14 protein-coding genes are annotated in these 13,736 nt (G+C 36.5%); all 14 read right to left on the bottom strand.

The window, feature by feature from the left end:
- Nucleotides 1–290: 290 nt before the first annotated feature.
- The 14 genes from EGN73_RS02065 to EGN73_RS02000 all read right to left on the bottom strand — a co-directional run bounded on the left by EGN73_RS02065 (nucleotide 291) and on the right by EGN73_RS02000 (nucleotide 13,633).
- The gene (locus EGN73_RS02065) at nucleotides 291–1,382 is read right to left on the bottom strand and encodes a glycosyltransferase (protein WP_219286616.1); all 1,092 of its coding nucleotides are present in this window, start codon (nucleotides 1,380–1,382) and stop codon (nucleotides 291–293) included.
- On the bottom strand, nucleotides 1,379–2,323 hold the full coding sequence (locus EGN73_RS02060; RefSeq protein WP_219286614.1) for a glycosyltransferase family 2 protein: 945 nt from the start codon (nucleotides 2,321–2,323) through the stop codon (nucleotides 1,379–1,381). Before EGN73_RS02060 ends, EGN73_RS02065 begins: the two co-directional genes overlap by 4 nt.
- Before the next feature lie 196 nt (nucleotides 2,324–2,519).
- Nucleotides 2,520–2,891, bottom strand: coding sequence for an endonuclease domain-containing protein (locus tag EGN73_RS02055; protein WP_219286612.1), 372 nt, complete (start codon nucleotides 2,889–2,891; stop codon nucleotides 2,520–2,522).
- A gap of 194 nt (nucleotides 2,892–3,085) precedes the next feature.
- On the bottom strand, nucleotides 3,086–4,069 hold the full coding sequence (locus EGN73_RS02050) for a glycosyltransferase family 2 protein (protein ID WP_246611421.1): 984 nt from the start codon (nucleotides 4,067–4,069) through the stop codon (nucleotides 3,086–3,088).
- Nucleotides 4,070–4,747, bottom strand: a complete 678-nt coding sequence (locus tag EGN73_RS02045) for a class I SAM-dependent methyltransferase (protein ID WP_219286610.1) — start codon at nucleotides 4,745–4,747, stop codon at nucleotides 4,070–4,072. It abuts the gene before it with no gap.
- Between the two features lie 32 nt (nucleotides 4,748–4,779).
- Complete coding sequence (locus tag EGN73_RS02040) at nucleotides 4,780–5,646, bottom strand: glycosyltransferase family 2 protein (RefSeq protein WP_219286608.1); 867 nt, start codon at nucleotides 5,644–5,646, stop codon at nucleotides 4,780–4,782.
- Nucleotides 5,646–6,572, bottom strand: coding sequence for a glycosyltransferase family 2 protein (locus EGN73_RS02035; protein ID WP_219286607.1), 927 nt, complete (start codon nucleotides 6,570–6,572; stop codon nucleotides 5,646–5,648). The genes EGN73_RS02040 and EGN73_RS02035 overlap by 1 nt, the downstream gene beginning before the upstream one ends.
- Nucleotides 6,572–7,762 carry a glycosyltransferase gene (locus tag EGN73_RS02030; RefSeq protein ID WP_219286605.1) on the bottom strand — a complete coding sequence of 397 codons (1,191 nt, stop codon included), beginning with the start codon at nucleotides 7,760–7,762 and terminating at the stop codon, nucleotides 6,572–6,574. Before EGN73_RS02030 ends, EGN73_RS02035 begins: the two co-directional genes overlap by 1 nt.
- Nucleotides 7,762–8,589 (bottom strand): glycosyltransferase, encoded by an 828-nt coding sequence (locus EGN73_RS02025; RefSeq protein ID WP_219286603.1) that lies wholly within the window; start codon nucleotides 8,587–8,589, stop codon nucleotides 7,762–7,764. The genes EGN73_RS02030 and EGN73_RS02025 overlap by 1 nt, the downstream gene beginning before the upstream one ends.
- A gap of 198 nt (nucleotides 8,590–8,787) precedes the next feature.
- Complete coding sequence (locus tag EGN73_RS02020) at nucleotides 8,788–9,411, bottom strand: FkbM family methyltransferase (protein ID WP_219286601.1); 624 nt, start codon at nucleotides 9,409–9,411, stop codon at nucleotides 8,788–8,790.
- Nucleotides 9,412–9,670: 259 nt separating this feature from the next.
- Nucleotides 9,671–10,576: a glycosyltransferase family 2 protein gene (locus tag EGN73_RS02015; RefSeq protein WP_219286599.1), complete on the bottom strand. Its 906-nt coding sequence runs from the start codon at nucleotides 10,574–10,576 to the stop codon at nucleotides 9,671–9,673.
- A complete protein-coding gene (locus EGN73_RS02010) occupies nucleotides 10,569–11,753 on the bottom strand; it encodes a glycosyltransferase family 4 protein (RefSeq protein ID WP_219286597.1) in 1,185 nt (394 codons plus the stop codon). The genes EGN73_RS02015 and EGN73_RS02010 overlap by 8 nt, the downstream gene beginning before the upstream one ends.
- The gene (locus tag EGN73_RS02005) at nucleotides 11,746–12,381 is read right to left on the bottom strand and encodes a class I SAM-dependent methyltransferase (protein ID WP_219286595.1); all 636 of its coding nucleotides are present in this window, start codon (nucleotides 12,379–12,381) and stop codon (nucleotides 11,746–11,748) included. Before EGN73_RS02005 ends, EGN73_RS02010 begins: the two co-directional genes overlap by 8 nt.
- Complete coding sequence (locus EGN73_RS02000) at nucleotides 12,365–13,633, bottom strand: ABC transporter ATP-binding protein (RefSeq protein WP_219286593.1); 1,269 nt, start codon at nucleotides 13,631–13,633, stop codon at nucleotides 12,365–12,367. The genes EGN73_RS02005 and EGN73_RS02000 overlap by 17 nt, the downstream gene beginning before the upstream one ends.
- Nucleotides 13,634–13,736: the final 103 nt, after the last annotated feature.

Raw genomic sequence — 13,736 nt, 5'->3', positions numbered from 1 at the left:
CATATTTTGAGTATCCTCTAAATTGCAGGTAGCCAATTATCGTTTTGAACCAGTTCTTTCTGCTAAATTCTAATCAAAAGTTGTTTATGTAGCTACTTTTTCCTTGATGAAAAAGTAGCCAAAAAATCAAGAATTTCGAATTCCCGAAAAAATCGGGACAGGCTCTATCGACGCTCAAGGCCTGCGCTGGCCCGGTCGAAATTCGTCCCACCCTCCAAGGTCTCAGTTTACAGTTAATAGTAAAGCTGAGGGTTTGGTTATTCAGGTTTAATGTGCAAGGATCCTGATATTCATAATTTATATACATTTAAAAGTGATTCTAGATAGTGATCGACTGAAAAGCTTTTGGCCTGTTCTTTAGCTCTCTGCCCCATGGCTTTTCTTTCATCAGGGCTAAGGGAGATCATTTTTAACATGGAATTTTTAAGGTCTTGAGTATCTAGGGGATCAATAAGAAAACCGGAATTAGAATTTCCTAGGATCTCACTTGCGCCACCGACTTTGGTAACTATTGAAGGGAGTCCAAATGCCATGGCTTCTGCTAAGGACACGGAGGAGCCTTCAGACAAAGATGGTAGGACAAAAACATCAGCTTCTTTTAAAAATGGAAGTACATTCTCCTGAAAACCTAAAAAATTGACATAGCCTGTTAACTCTTTAGAATAGCACAAGGTCTCCAGTTTTTCCCTATCGGGACCATCTCCAATGATATGCAGTCGAGGATTGGAATCATTGGTATGAAGAACCAATTGTGAAAATGCTTCTATCAATCTTTCCAGATTTTTGATGGCAACCAGTCGGCAGGTGGTGACAAATACAAAATCTGTTTTTTTATTTGACTGAGCTTTTGAATATGAGGCAACCTCCAAATTTTCAACCTGCTGAATAGGGTTGTATAATACTTGCACTTTATCAGCTTTCACCTCCCCAAGACTTACTATTTTATCTTTTACTGCTTCGGAAATGGCAATGACTTGATGGGCTTTGGCATAAACGTATTTGAAAATATACTTCCAGTAAGAATGGTGGTTGGGTAGCCCGATTTCCTCCCCAATGATCTTGCTTACACCGGCCCATTTGCCTGCCAAGATTCCATGAAAATTGGCTTCTGCACCTTGGGTATGGATGACAACCGGCTTCAGTTCTTTAAAAAAAGCTTTAAGTTGAAAAAGCAAGGAGATATTAGGAATACATGGATTTTTTTCCCAGACCAATACCTGAATTCCTTTTGATTTTAGTTCTTCGGCAACCCTCCCCCCTTTGCCTAAGACCAAAACCATGATTTCTATTTCCTTAATATTATCAAATTGGGGAACAGAATTTGCCAAGACTTTTTCTACTCCTCCAAAATCCAGTTCAGCTACTATTCTAAGCACTCTCATTTGTAGATATACCTAAAAAAGAATTTCATATAGTTCCTAAAAAATTTCACTGCCAGAGGAGCATTAAAAACCATACTTAGCATTTCAAAAGGAAGCTTATAAAAGGCTGTAATAGGGAAATACTTATTTGGAATTTGGGAAATGATATAGCCCATTTGCTCCTTATTTTCAGTTTTTTGAAAAAAAGGAAATAGTGTCAATAACACCCATTGATTTCTAAATCTCAGAAATTCTGATTCGGTGCATTCAGAATCTTTAATGGCAGCGCCGTAATATTCCGCTTGCATCAATTTGGGGATTAGAGAATTATTAATGTGGTGATTTTTTTGAGTGGCACGGTAATCATCCTCCTGTCCATAATACACCAAGGTGTTTTGGATATAAACGCCATCACCAAAAAATAAAGATGCCCTTAACCAGACATCTATATCTTCTCCCAAACTTAAACCCGGGTCAAAACCTGCATGGTTATCAAAAAAGTTTTTCCTTAAAACCGTAGCTGAAGTAAAGAACCTGGTATTTCTAATGGCCTGCCTGAAATAGTTGTCTAAATGAAAATATTGAAGTTTGGGATCAACTTCCAATTCCCGGGCATCGTAATGCGTACCAATGATTCCTATATTGGGATTTTCACTGACAACTTTAGATACAAACTCCAGGTATTTGGGATGCCAATAATCATCCGCATCCAAGAAGGCTATCCATGGGTTTTTAGCTTCAGCTATTCCAACATTTCTGGCAACTGAAACACCTTGGTTTGTTTGTTGGATCAGCTTGACTTTATTGCCATAAAACTTTTCAACCAACTCTTCCCCACCATCTGTGGAACCATCATTGACTACGATGATTTCATAATCCTTAAAGCTTTGATTTAACACCGAATCTATAGCTCTACGGATGAAGGTGGCTTTGTCGTAGAGGGGGATAATTATGCTGAACATGGTTATTTACCCCCACCTAACCTCCCTCCCGAAAGAATCGGGACAGGCTCTCCGGAGGAGGGATGGGTCTGTTATCATTTTACGGTTGTAGTTTTATTGGGGGGGACTTGGAAGTACTTTCAAACAATGTCTGACTTCTCAAATTAGAATGAGCCTACTTCCCCCTAAAGGGGGATTGAGGGGGTGAAAGCTTAGATCAAATAGCCTCTAGAATTTCTTTAATAACTTTTTCAGTTGATTGGATAACTTCTTCGTTTGTAAACCTTAGAACTCTTAAGCCAAACTCTTGAAGTTCATACTGCCTTCCTGAGTCATATTCTTTTTGGTCTGGTAGGTCATGAATACTTCCATCGAGTTCAATTACTAGCTTTGAAGAATGGCAATAAAAATCTACAATAAAATTACATATTGGGTGTTGCCTTCGAAACTTGTACCCCTCTAAAGCTTTACCTTTCAACTTTTCCCACAATTTCATTTCAGCCGGAGTCATTGACTTTCTCAAATCTCGGGCTCGAGCATGAATTAAAGGAGAAGCACCATAGAATAGGTTTTCTTTGTAATTGCTCATTTGAAATTATTTACCCTTCCTAGAATCTTTACCCCCTTCTAGTTTCTTATACCCCCTCCTAACCTCCACCCCGAAAGAACCGGGACAGGCTCTACTGGGGAGGAATGGATTTGTCATGATATTACGGTTGTTACTAGTGGAAGGGAAATTTGGACAACTTTAAATTGAACTCTGACCTTCTAATTTGGGACAACCTACTTCCCCCTTAAGGGGGATCGAGGGGGTAACCACCTCTTAATCCTCAATGCATTCTTAAACCCAAAAATTCTGGAAAGCTTCTGGAATTTGGGGCCCATAATGTAAGTTTTTTGGGAAATGCCTAATTTTTTTATACAGGCTTCTGCCTCCTTGATCAAATGTGGGTAATGGGGGAATACGTCGTAAATAAATTTCTGATATACTTTCTTTAAAGCTATTCTTACCCGCTCCGAATCCTCAAACTTCAATAACTCCCTTTCATAGCATCGATATGAATCAAGTAAAGACTTTGTTGCCTTTTCAGATTTTTGTTGACTGACATTGGTTTCACCCGGGGTTCTATAAAAGACTTTCCCAATTGGTTCGTAGCATACTTTATCAGCATTCCCCAAAACCCTTGCAAAAAATTCTCCATCTTGATTGATGGTCAAAGTCTCATCCCAAGGACCTGCTTTATCTATTAACTTTCGATGTGTAAGATAGACTGCAGGCTGCATCATCTCTTGATTATTCCAAAATCTTAACAGTAAATCCAATCCGGATCCAAAATCCTGAAATACACCATACGGTATTGAATAGGATTGTTTAGGGTCATTTTTAAACATTCGCCATTCACAAGTGGCCAATACTGATTCAGGCTGACCTTCCAATAACTTAATTTGATTGGCTATTTTATACGGAGACAAGAGGTCATCAGCATCCAAAAATTGAATATATTCTCCCTTAGCAGCCTGAATTCCATTGTTTGTAGCCGCTGAAACGCCTTGATTTTCTTGATCAATTAAAAGAATTTTTTCAGGATACTTTTCAAAATATTCCTGGAGGATTTCAAATGAGCCATCCGAAGAACCATCATCCACCAAAATGATTTCAGTATTGGGATAAGCCTGCCCCAATGCGGATTGTAAAGTTTCCCGGATATAGGAGGCTTTATTGTAAACAGGAATGATGATAGAAACTATGGGAACCAAGTTATTCAATTAACTTTCCTTTGGAATCTCTCTGATTGCAAAACTTGGTGAAATACCTCTTTCCATAGTCAAATAAATAATTTCCCATCCATGTTTTTTACAAAACTCATAGACTGCCTCAATCACGCCATATTTCCAGGGTACATCTATTTCACCGACTATAAAATCATGCCCTGCAATAATCCCACCTTTTTTGATTTTAGATCGGTACAATTCCAATTCCTCTTTGGTAACTTGATAGGAATGAGAGGTATCGATATAAATCCAATCAAAATATCCGTCTTCGAATTGCTTGCCTACTGTGGTGGAAAAGCCTCGATTAATAATTACATGACCGGAATCCAATTCCTTAGAAAACTTTTGACGTACTTCATGAAAAAGTTTTTCAGGATAGCGGGTACTCTGCCATACATCAATCAAATGGAGTTTTGAAGGTCGATTGATTTGAAGAATCTTTTCGCTGAATCCCCCAAAATCAACCCCCAATTCTGCCACAACTCCGCCCATTGGTAATATCCTCAATAATTCCTCTCGATTGGCCAATGCCCTAAGGTTTTGGATGTGGATAACTTCAATCTCCGGTACAGGCATGACCTCAAACTTTGGTTTTGTTACCAAATTGTATTTATTGGTAAAATACCTGAACACCTTACTTTTCAATTCTGTCAACATATTTCTTTTATTCAAAGAATTTTAATTTTTTCTCTATGGCTATAAAATTACCTCCTAGTCTCGCCACCATTCACCAAGCCCCAATATTCCTTAACTGCACCTAAATTAATAGCATTGCAAACCATAAATATGGCAACCGATTCATGTAAAGGAACAGTAAAGAATTTTTTCAGGGCAAAGCGGTATCTTCTCCAAACAAAACCCAAAACATGCTTAAAAAATCCAAACTTGTCACCTTGAAACCTTCTGGTATATACCCCACCCAAAATCCTCCTATACCTAAAAACCAGCTCTGCTGTTGTATATCGGGCAGGATGTCTGTTGACCAATTCCGGAACATAGACCACTTTATGTTTTTTTGAAATTCTCAACGACAGTTCAGTATCTCCATTAGATTTCAGGTCTTCCCTAAAGCCTCCGAATTCCTCCATGACAGACTTGTACGAAAACCAATTCCCTGCCCCACAAGCGCCTTCCTTGGCATAAGACTCAAAGTCAAACCCGGTGTATTTTTCATAAACTTCTGCAGCGGTCAGCTTATTGGGATTTTTGAAAAAAAGTGGAACCGGCCCTGTCAATATCCCTAATTCCCGGTTTTTATCCTCTTGGAATCTGGTATAGGCTATTTCCAACCAATTGGCATCAGGCAGCATATCTGAATCTGTAAAAGCCATCACTTCTCCTTTGGCTGTTTTCAATCCTTTGTTACGAGCCGCGTATGACCCTGCTTTTGTTTCCGTTTCCATTGTAATTGGAAATCCATAGCTCTGGTTTAATACAATAGAGTTTTCGGGGTCATTATTCACAATAATTACTTCCCAGAATTTAAAGTCAAGGGTTTGCTTTCCCAAAGCATCAAGCAATAAGCAAAGTTTTGAATCTTGATAAGTCGGAACAACAACTGAAAAATACATTAGCCTTCTTGCAAATTGTAACGTTTCATTCCCCATTTATAAAACATATATATAAATAAGTCCCTAAAAACTACTGCTGCAAGTTGAAATCCATGTAAAATAGCCTTTCTCAAAAAATGATTCCGTATAGGATTGGATATTACTCTTGACAGGTGATAGATAACCGCCTTTTTTTCGAATCCTTGTAATTCGTCTACACCAATATTATCCATCCATACCAGTAAATGTTTTATTTGTGATTTTTTAGATCTGTGGGTAATCCTATTATTTGAATGCCTTCTAGCGACAGAAATAGGTTTTTGCAAGTTTCCTGGATAAAAAGTGAAATTCTTTGCTATTCTATTCCAAAGCTCTGTATCCTGATGTAACACCAATCTTTCATCAAAACCTTTTATTTTGTCAAAAACTGTTTTTCTAAAAGTATTGCAATTGGTATGACCAAGAATCAAATCATTTTCAAGAATATATTGATAAATGAAATCTCGACCTTTATTTGGGAATTTGGCAAATAAATCTATTTGAGTCCCAAACAACTCTTCCTTTCCGTTGAGATATTGAATTGAAGATAGTGAATAGGATGCAAATACATTTGGGTCTTGAAAAATAAGTTTATCCTTTTCAAACCTATTCGCCAAATACCAATCATCTGCATCCAAAAATGATATGAAATCATAGTTTGCTTTTGAAATTCCCAAATTCCTACTTGCCCCTGCTCCTCTATTTGTTCCATTTGGGTGTTGAAATAAATTAACCTTAACCAGTTTTTCCGACAATCCTTGGCATACCTTCAGTGAGTTGTCATTAGAACCATCCTCGACTAATATCACTTCCCCAACTTCTCTTAACCGAAGGGCAGATTCAACTGCATTTTCTAAAAACTCTTCTGCATTGTAAACAGGGATGATTACAGAAACCTTAAACTCCATTAATCTAACCGATAAAAATCAAGCATGGATTTTGAAAAAGCTTCCCTACCGCATTGGTTAATGGCTACCTCTCTTATTTTTTGAGGATCATATATCAATTCCTTATTTTTCACTTTCAAAAGGGCTGCTGCAATGGCTTTGGGATTTTTGACATGGACAAGAATACCTGTCTCAGGTGTGATACTGTCTTCGACCCCGCCATTAGCTGTACTTACAACCGGCAAACCACACATCATGGCCTCTCTTACTGCAATACCATGAGGTTCCTGAATTGAGGAGGAAACAAAAACATGGGCAGTATTCAATATATCCGGAATCTGATTTCTTTTTACAAAAGGTTTAAAATCACCAAAATCATAAATTCCCAATTCCTTGCTTTTTCTGAAAAAAGCATTGGATGCTGGGTCTTTTGACTTTTCATCTGCGCCTTTACCAATCATAATAAATTTGAATTCCTTTGTCTTCTTGGAAAATTCTAGCATCGCCTCCAAAAAAGTATCAAACCCTTTGATGGGCAAAGAATTCAGAATGGTAATGATGGTAAAAACTTTATTCCTCTTCTCCAACTGGATTTTATATTTTGTTTCATCTACCAAATTCCAGATAATTTCAGGGTTACAATTTGTTTGATTCATCAAAACCTGCCGTCGTTCATCAAAGCTGACTGCTGCTGTTTTATTTGCTTCCTCAAACGCCTCAAGTACTAATTTGGCCCTTAATCTAGAATAATAGTGAAAGACAAAAACCTGATGTTCAATAATAACAAAAGGAATTTTTGCTTTATTGTTAATATGGTGAGCATATATTCCTGCATCCATTCCACTTTGTGCATGTATCAAGTCTGGAACCCAATCTGAACGCGTTAGCATTTTATATGCCTTAAAGTAAAGACGCTTTTCTAATATGACTTGTATTTTATCGGGAATCCTCCGGTTAACAGGCAAATCAAAGCCAAAGGCTAATGGACTTTGTTTAACATTCTCGGAAGAAATAACCCAAAAAGGGGCTAACCAAGAATGGATATAAACCCTAAACCACTGCAAAAACCCAGTAGACTTTTTGTCCCCATACAAAATTCTAATATCAATACGGTTTCTCCCATGAAGGGACATGGCCTGCTCTTGAAAAAACGAACCTTTTATGGGTTGCTTGGGAGTAGGGTACCAAGACGGAAGAATTAAAATTCTCATTATTTTAAGAGGGAATACAGTTTTCTCCTGTAGTTTGATTTTTGCTCTTTTAAAAGAATATTGGTTGTAAGTATGAAAAATTTGAAATTATTTCGAAAGGTGGGAAAAATTTGGTTTTTAAAATGAAATTTTTTCACTAATTCTATTTTCTTAAAGTTTACCCAACCTTTCAATGTGGTACTTACATTCAGCCCATGGACACCAAAACACCACATCGGTTCATCGTTCCAAATTTCTATTTTTCTACTGTCATGATAGAAATTAGTATGCTTTTCCGAATAAACACCCCTAAAGCCTTCATCACGTCTTTTCTCAATAAAAGACATAAATGGATTTGACCTATGAACATTATTACAGATAACACCTGTTTGGACATGATACATGAGGCCTCGATTAAAATTTACAATTGCGAATGTTTGTTGATTAAAAAGTTTTTGGATGTTTTCTATGAAACACTCATGAATCAAGTCATCGGTATCAACTCTTGTGGTAATTAAATAAAGTCTTTTTATGTCCACTAAGGTATTAAGATCAATGACAAAGTATTTTGAAAAATTAGCTACAGTTTCTTGCTTAAAAATTATTTGGTAATCTACTTTTCCCTTAATCTCTTCTTCAAAAGTAAATATAAGCTCCTTTGGTGTTTGAATATCAAAATACAAGATCCATCTAAAATTCATATTGGTTTGGTGCAAAACAGATGGCAAACAAAACTTGAAAAACAGATCCATTCTTTCTTTCAACCACTTTTCAGGATCATGGCCTTTTGACCAAATGCCTTCTTTGTATCCAATATTTACCCTAGTAATTAAGAGATGTTCAAACATTATGACTTATTTTCAAAAGATACTTTTTTTGACACAAACTTTGCATTAACCCTTCTCAAATAGGGGAGATTTTCAGGAAACCCATTCACCTGATTATATATTCCAAATTTATAATATCCATTGGACTCAAGGAATTTCTTCATTAGGTCAAAAGGTGAATGAGAGCTATTATTAGGATTTATTCGGAATAGTTCATGATCACTTTAAAAAAAATTCCACCATATTCAACTTTTCAGTTGCGATCAATAAATAGTTTCGGTTCTTACTTTCTAACTTCAGCCCTAAATTTTGTACTTGCTCAATTCCATTTTCTTCATCTATTAAAAAATACCGAAAACCAGTGCCTTCCAACAATTCCAAAATTCTTCCCCCCACTATTTCATTTTGAATTTCCAATAAAATGGTTGGCATATGTGCTTGCAAACATCTCATATATCCTTCCAATACTTCAGCTTCGAGGGTTTCAACATCAATTTTGACCAAATCAACTTTGGGTATTTTTAAAGAATCAATGACATTATCCAATTTATCCACCTGAACCATAATTGATTTTTGTTTTTCCGGTCGCCATTCTTTATTCAAGCTACCATGGTTCGTGTTTTCAGAGGTGAATGTGTTGGCTCCTGTATTATAAAATGGAAATTCTCCTTTTTGGTTTGACAGGGCCAGTTGATGGCAATGGATATCAAAAGAATTAATCTCAGAATTCTTTTTTAAAACCTTGAATATATTGGGCTGTGGCTCAAAAGCATGAACTGTTGCCGCAGGGTTATAAGCTTTGGCCATAACAGAAAACCAACCGGAATTTGCCCCTATATCCAAAATTATATTTGATTTCTTTGACAATTCACACCATAATTCCCTGGTCTTTCCTTCATAGTTGAAATTCTCAAACCCCACCCAAAACATTTCCGTTTCCCAAAAAAAAGCATTGTTGTACAACCAAAATTCCACACCATCTTTGGTCCTGACTTTAAACTTATCAAAAAAAGTTCTTTTTTTCAGATTGAAGATGGGCTGCAAGGGCCGGATGAGGGAATATAGTGGCCGTGCTAGGTGATGGTGAAAGTAATTTTTCACTTTATGGACCATTATTAATTTTGATTGGGTTTAATAATTTGAAAATGGATTTTTTAATTTCAAGGGTTGAAAGATATACTTTGAAGTAGAAATGATTGACCTCAGAATTGAGTGGTTGATCGTTATTGGACAAATAAGAACCAATACCAGCCGAATAATAGAATTTGTAGGAAAACTTGTTAAATCTATCCTGCGATTCAAGGTATTCCTTAATTCTTTTCCTTAAGCCTATCCAATTTTTGATTCTCAACTGTTGCTTGGAATCATCCCTACAAATCGAGTTTGGAGTCATATGGATGTATATCAAATAGGAATCATCAAAAGCGGGTTTTTCACTGATCTGCAGCATTCTAAACATTAGGTCATATTCTACACTGGTCATCAGCTTAGAATCAAACCCACCTACTTTGTCAAGATAAGTTTTGTTCCACAGGTTCGCAGAAGTTATTCCTGCTTTACTCAGAAATAACCCTTCCCAAATGTCTTTTACATGCTTTCTTTTGTGCTCCCTTCCATCCAAGAATTTATCAATTGCATTTCCAACCACGAATGGAGTATCTTCTTCGACTTTAGATAATTGCGAGGCTATTTTTCCAGGAAATAGTTCATCATCCGCATCTAAAAACTGTATCCACTGGCCAGATGTGTGCTTAAGAGCGAAATTTCTACTGGCAGATTGTCCTTTGTTTGACCTTTCTTCATGGGTATAAAGGCGGACTATTGAATATTTCTGTTGAAGCTCTTGGCAAAGCTCATAAGACCCATCCATAGAACCATCTTCCACCAAAATAATTTCCTCGACATTTTCTTGGATCAAAGCTGATTTTACTGCTCTTTCCAAAAAGCTGACTGCTTGATATACCGGAATAATCACAGAAACTTTGAGTTTGGAAATATTATTATCCATTTAAGACCGATTTGTAGATTTCCTCCATTTTTATTTGAAACGTCTTTGATCCAAATTTTTGCAAGGCATATGATGATATTTCTTCATGATTGAACATACCTGGATTCTCCATTACCCTTCTGATTTGCATTGACATTTCCTTACAATCCCTCAATTCGACAATTCTTCCATTTTGCTGATGGATGATTTCATCTGCCCCTCCCCAACGGGTTGTGACTACTGGCAAGCCGCAGGCCAAAGCCTCCATCACTGCCAAGGGCATACCTTCAGCTAGGCTGGAAAATACGAAAAGATCAGATTCTTGATAGGCATTGGCCATTTGAGATCTGTTCAATGTCCCTGATAATTTGATTTGGACATTTTTCAATTGGAGCTTGTTGAATTGCTCCTGCACTTCATCATCTTTCCCCTTAACCCAGCCATTATACCCAGCCCAATGAAACTCTATGGGTTTGAAAGCTTGAATTCTATCCAATAATCGCAAGGCCTTTAATAATGTGCCTTGGTCCTTAATGGGAGAATATGCCCCAACTGTAATGATCTTGAAAATAGATGCTTCACTATTTTTATTTTCTTTATAATAAAAAAGGCTTTCATTCACCATATTACCAACAACCTCAAAATCACCATATAATCTATTGGATGCATATTGGGCCATTTTATGATGGGATACCAATAATCTTTTATGGGCCTGATTCAAAATGGATTGCAAAAACTTATGTCTCCAAACTGAAATTCCCGTCATATTGATCTGTGCATGTTCGGTAATGATATAGGGAATTCCAAGTTGTTGTTTAAGGTAATAGGCAAACACCCCGGAATCCATCAAACATTGGGCATGAATCAAATCAAACCTCAAACTATTTGCAGCAAAATAGTTTTTGGCTTTTTGGACAGCCCTTTTTTCAATCCAATTGTTCCAAAAATCCCCCAAATAGGAACTGTTCAGGTAATGGATGTATATATATTGCTCTTTCAATTCAGAATCAAAATGGTCTGTTAAATAAGAAAGCCTAAACAGACTAAAAAACTCCTTGAGACCGATTTTTTGAAAAGAGATAAAGGTGAAAGAATAACTTTTGATTAAAACTCTTGCTTGTTCCCGGAAGACCATACCTTTAGAGGAACTCTTATGGTCAAACCAAGGACAGATCATTAGGATTTTTGGTTTATCCATTGGGAACACAAATACAAACAATCATTTTATCTCTTTCGGAAAGGTGAAGTTCAACTACAGATAAATTGGTATATTTTTCAATACAATTTTTAAGCGTATAAGGACTGAACCAACAATTGTGATCGGGATGAACATTCTCAATAAAAATTTCACCCTTATCTTTAAATCCATTTTTAAAATCGCTGTGAAAACAGTTTGGACCTGTAATGATATAGGTGTTTGCTTTTATTTTGTTGATTTCACTCAAGAAAATTTGAATGTTTTCAACATGTTCGATAGTCTCTGGAACTAGTATTGTATCATAAATTGAATCAGCTTTGTCTAAACTATTGAAATATTTTCCAGGTACATGTTTTTCAAGAATATCCAGCCCTGCTTGGTCAATATCCATTCCGTGCAATTCTTTGCAAATACTCTCAATCTTAATGTGTAGATTTCTCTCAGGTTTAAATATGGGATAATCTGTACAGCCTACATGTAAAACTTTTTTACCTTTTAAAAAAGGTGTGAATAGTTTAAGTCTGTCATTTGTCCTTTTAACACTAAGCTCTTGAATAAAAAAAGGATCCTTTTTTAATCCAAAAAATTTGCGTTTTGCACTTTTTAGGTTTTCAATAAACACTTTCATACTTCAAGTTTTCTGTCTCCCAAATGTGTGATTCCAAATAAAAAGCTGCACTCCTGTTCCAGCCATAATCAGAATGTAAATGATCCATCGCAACTTCAAAAGAACAAGCATTTTCCAAGGTTTGTATATGTTGCTTCCCTGCTTTATCACCCATATGGACAGTCATAGAATATTTTCCTAGAATAAATCTAGGGTATGGAATTATCAATTTTATTTCTCCAATCCCATTATTTACCCAATTTATTTTATCCTGCGTAACCAATGGGTTGATTACTGAATGACCAAACTCATCTATAAATTGAAAAGCCAGTGCTACATTCTTAAAATCACTGGTGAACTTTGCTTTTAAGTTTATTTTTAAGGGTTTACCGAATTCATGGATACCAGTTCCAGTTGAAGTAATCACCTCAATAAAAGTTACACCATTTGATTGATCGGGATTAAAATACTGATTTTGAATCTGGGTAACTTCTGTTCTATATTTTCTGATAATATCCTCTGTTGTTCCAATTGCTGAAATTTTCCCTTGATCCAATAACATGGATTTTGAAGTCAATTTATAAACTGCATTCATATCATGACTGACAAAAAGTATTGTCCTTCCTTCATTTTGACTGACATCTTTCATTTTACCAAGGCATTTTTTCTGAAATTCTGCATCCCCCACAGCCAAAACCTCATCAATAATCAAAATCTCCGGTTCTAAATGTGCAGCAACTGAAAATCCTAATCTTACCCGCATTCCGGAAGAATAAAACTTCACGGGAGTATCAATATATTTCTCTACTCCTGAGAAGTCAATTATTTCATCCAGTTTATGGTCTATTTCTTTCTTGGTCATTCCAAGAATGGTCCCGTTCATATAGATATTTTCCCTACCTGTCAGCTCAGGATGGAATCCGGTACCTACTTCTAGCAGGGCTGCTACCCTACCATTCATCTCTATGCGACCTGAGGTAGGTTCTGTGATTTTGGATAGGATTTTAAGGAGAGTTGACTTTCCTGCTCCGTTCTTTCCGATAATACCGAGAACTTCTCCCTGCTTGACTTCAAAGCTGACATCTCTCAGTGCCCAGTGTACAGATTCATTTTCCTCTTGGAATTTGCCGAGGCTTTTGATCCGCTTAAAGTTTTCTACAGGCGCTTTAAAGTTGTTCCAAAGCTGCTGGGCAAAGGTATCTGCTTTCTTTTCCTGTAGACCGATACGGTAGCGTTTGGAAAGATTTTCAACCTTTATAATGGTTTTAGACATGAATAAATTTTTGTTGACCGACTAGGGCTCGAACCTTGATATTTTGAACCAAAAAAATCTCAATAAAAGACTTGGGAGGAAAAGATTATAGGAATTCAATTTA

Origin of the sequence: Arthrospiribacter ruber (assembly GCF_019343195.1) — a bacterium.
Taxonomy (GTDB): Bacteria; Bacteroidota; Bacteroidia; order Cytophagales; family Cyclobacteriaceae; genus Arthrospiribacter; species Arthrospiribacter ruber.
The sequence above is the reverse complement of the archived record's forward strand: the minus strand, read 5'-3'. Positions and strand labels throughout refer to the sequence as shown.